A 2626-nucleotide genomic window follows, 5' to 3' on the forward strand; every position below is an offset into this window, starting at 1 on the left:
ATCGACACCAGCACCAATGGCACCTATGTTTCCCTGCATGGCAAACCGGAGTTGTTCCTGCGCAAGGAGGAATGCGGTCTCTACAGCAAGGGCCTTATCTGCTTTGCGGGCTCGGCGACGAGTACGGGTGCGGATTTCGCAGAATTCGACCTGAGCTGATCTAGGCAGGCTGGATACAAAAAAACGACGGTGTAAATCACCGTCGTTTTTTTGTCAGTCAATCGGCGTCTACTGCTTGTCGGCCTTGAGGCACTCGCTCATGAATTTCTTGCGTTCGTCACCCTTGAGAGCCTTGTTTCCGGCATCGGCGTTGCATGCTTTCATTTTGTCCTGCTGCGTGGCGGACGCTGGCTTTGAGCTAAGGCACTCACTCATGAACTTCTTGCGCTCATCGCCCTTGAGAGCCTTGTTTCCGGCATCGGCATTGCACGCTTTCATTTTGTCCTGCTGCGCTTGCTGCGCGGGCGAGGGTGTTTTCTTGACTTGATCAGCCGCAAAGGCATTGCTCATGGAAAAGGTGATGGCAACGAGAGCAATCATGATTTTCATAGTTAACTCCTTGACAATGTTTGGAAACGTCCGCTGATTATAAACGGCAAATCAAAAATCGTCGTCAAGGACAGCCTGTTGCTGACGATTGATGAATTCGCTCATGCTGTCAATGCCGCGCATTTGCAGAATGCAGTTGCGTACCGCAGCTTCGAGCAAAACCGCAAGGTTGCGTCCGGGCGCGACGTGAAAAACGACTTTGCGTACCGGAATGCCGAGTATTTCCTGTGTCTGGGAATCGAGCGGCAAGCGCGGCGAATCTTCGCCTGCAGCAAATTCCTGCAGGTGTACAACCAGTTTAAGCTTCATCTTTCGTCGCGCCGCAGTTTCGCCAAAGATGGTGCGAATGTTAAGCAGGCCGAGTCCACGTACTTCAAGGTAGTCGCGTAACATGCTGGGGCAGCGGCCCTCGATGGTCGTAGGCGCCGTTCGTGCCAGTTCGACTACATCGTCGGCTACCAGACCGTGCCCACGCGTAACGAGCTCGAGGGCGAGTTCGCTCTTGCCGACTCCGGAATCGCCGGTGATCAGAATGCCCATGCCGTACACGTCCATGAACACGCCGTGTGCCGACACGGTGTCGGCAAACCGGCGTGCAAGGTAGATGTGCAGCAGATCGATGACCACCGAACACTCCTTTGGAGTGACAAATAGTGGGGTCTGGGTCGCCTCGCACATTTCCTTGGCTCCGGACGGGATCTTCAGACCGTCCGCGACGATCAGCGCGGGCGGCGTTGCTGCCATCAGATCGTCGATTTGGCGTTGCCAGCGCTCTTCCCCGACACGCTCTGCCCAACGCTGTTCGGCCTTGCCGATAACCTGCACACGATGGCTGTATATCAGGTTGAGATGGCCAACGACGTCAGGGCCGTAAATTCCTTGATCCTTGAGTACGACCTGCCTTTCGACACCCACTGCAGCGATCCAGGTGAGCTTGAGCTTTTCAAGATGATCCGTGTATAGCTGAGTAATGCTGAGCGTGCGGGTCGGAATCATGCTGATAGGCGCTTAGTTGGCGAAAAGCAGGCGGATCTCGTCGGTACTTTCCGCTTTGGAGAGTGCTTCGCGACAGGTGGGATTCGAGAATTTTTCAGCGAGTTCAGAAAGGATTTGCAGGTGCTGCTCCGTTGCCTGTTCAGGAACAAGCAATATGAAAAGAAGTGATACCGGCTTTCCGTCCGGCGAGTCGAACGGAACAGGCGCGGCAAGACGCAGAAATGCGCCGCTGGCTTCCTTTAAACCTTTGATGCGCCCGTGCGGAATCGCGATACCCTGGCCAAGGCCGGTCGAACCGAGCTTTTCGCGAGAAAAAAGGCTGTCGAAAACCGCGCTGCTGGCGATCCCCTGATTGTTCTCGAAAAGCAGGCCAACGTGCTCAAAGACACGCTTTTTGCTGCTTGCATCAAGATCAAGGACAATGTTCTTGGGGGCTAATAATTGAGTGATCTGGCTCATACAGGAAGGTTGACAAGAGGGCTGAAAATCGCGGCGGGCAGTTGGCGACAATGATGAGTGAAGAAACGCATGGTTTTGTGTGGCGTGTTGACCCGACAAGAAGGCCGAACCCGCCGCACAGAGTAAGTCAGTCCTGGACGATATGACTTATCCTTTGACCACGGTGGTGATTCTTGACCTTCTGCTTGTGTTTTTGTATCTGGCGGTCGAGCTTATCGACCAGACTATCAACCGCAGCGTAGAGGTCTTCGTCAATGGACTCGACGAAGACATCCTTGCCGGACAGGTGCACGGTGACTTCTGCCTTCTGCTTCAGTTTTTCGACCGATAGAATCACGTTAACATCAATGACGTTATCGAAGTGACGCGTGACGCGCTCAAGTTTCCCGGTAACGTAATCGTGGATTGCCGAAGTGATTTCGAGGTGATGTCCACTGATCTGAAGATTCATGGTGCGGCTCCTTGTCAGAGTTATAGTCGGGTCAGCGACTGTCGTTCCCTTGCCGGCATTCTGAGGTCGGGTCGGGGATGATGGTTGGTGCGGGGCTGGCTTTCATCTTTTGAGGTGACGATTCTGTTGTGCCTGCTATAGAGTCTTGCGTAGTTTAACCGGCGGGATACT

4 protein-coding genes are annotated in these 2626 nt (G+C 54.0%); all 4 read right to left on the reverse strand.

Translation table 11 applies throughout. The features are described from left to right. Positions 1-228: 228 nt before the first annotated feature. The 4 genes from PROAA_RS08405 to hpf all read right to left on the reverse strand — a co-directional run bounded on the left by PROAA_RS08405 (position 229) and on the right by hpf (position 2455). The gene (locus PROAA_RS08405; protein WP_186410920.1) at positions 229-549 is read right to left on the reverse strand and encodes a PsiF family protein; all 321 of its coding nucleotides are present in this window, start codon (positions 547-549) and stop codon (positions 229-231) included. Between the two features lie 51 nt (positions 550-600). Beyond that, a complete protein-coding gene (hprK, locus tag PROAA_RS08410; RefSeq protein ID WP_186410921.1) occupies positions 601-1545 on the reverse strand; it encodes an HPr(Ser) kinase/phosphatase in 945 nt (314 codons plus the stop codon). A 12-nt stretch (positions 1546-1557) separates the two neighbouring features. After that, entirely contained in the window at positions 1558-2004 is a 447-nt protein-coding gene (ptsN, locus tag PROAA_RS08415; protein WP_186410922.1) for a PTS IIA-like nitrogen regulatory protein PtsN, read from the reverse strand. A 127-nt stretch (positions 2005-2131) separates the two neighbouring features. Beyond that, positions 2132-2455 carry a ribosome hibernation-promoting factor, HPF/YfiA family gene (hpf, locus tag PROAA_RS08420; RefSeq protein ID WP_186410923.1) on the reverse strand — a complete coding sequence of 108 codons (324 nt, stop codon included), beginning with the start codon at positions 2453-2455 and terminating at the stop codon, positions 2132-2134. Between the last annotated feature and the right edge of the window lie 171 nt (positions 2456-2626).

The sequence above is a fragment of the Candidatus Propionivibrio aalborgensis genome (assembly GCF_900089945.1).
GTDB lineage: Bacteria > Pseudomonadota > Gammaproteobacteria > Burkholderiales > Rhodocyclaceae > Propionivibrio > Propionivibrio aalborgensis.

Coding starts and splice junctions, on each gene's coding strand:
- PROAA_RS08405 (WP_186410920.1), bottom strand. CDS start 549: ATGAAAATCATGATTGCTCTCGTTGCCATCACCTTTTCCATGAGCAAT.
- hprK (WP_186410921.1), bottom strand. CDS start 1,545: ATGATTCCGACCCGCACGCTCAGCATTACTCAGCTATACACGGATCAT.
- ptsN (WP_186410922.1), bottom strand. CDS start 2,004: ATGAGCCAGATCACTCAATTATTAGCCCCCAAGAACATTGTCCTTGAT.
- hpf (WP_186410923.1), bottom strand. CDS start 2,455: ATGAATCTTCAGATCAGTGGACATCACCTCGAAATCACTTCGGCAATC.